We start from the raw sequence: 228 nt of genomic DNA on the forward strand, positions 1-228 counted from the left end.
CGGTCGTTTTGATTCGCTCGCCGTGCGCGTCACGGATCACCCGCTGGTGGTTGCATTGTGCCAGGCTTATGGCAAGCCATTAGTTTCTACCAGTGCCAATCTGAGTGGACTGGCACCCTGCAGAACGGTAGAGGAAGTACGAGCGCAGTTCGGGGAAGATTTTCCAGTGGTTGAAGGTAATACCGGCGGACGTTTGAATCCCTCGGAAATCAGAGATGCTTTGACGGG

General features: G+C 54.8%; 1 protein-coding gene. It reads left to right on the plus strand.

The annotated features are described in order from the left end of the window. Positions 1-228, plus strand: a 228-nt coding sequence (locus tag FDX22_RS12080; protein WP_186805296.1) for a Sua5/YciO/YrdC/YwlC family protein, incomplete at both ends; no start/stop codon positions are given.

This window comes from Citrobacter sp. TBCS-14 (assembly GCF_005280805.1).
Classification (GTDB): domain Bacteria; phylum Pseudomonadota; class Gammaproteobacteria; order Enterobacterales; family Enterobacteriaceae; genus Citrobacter; species Citrobacter gillenii.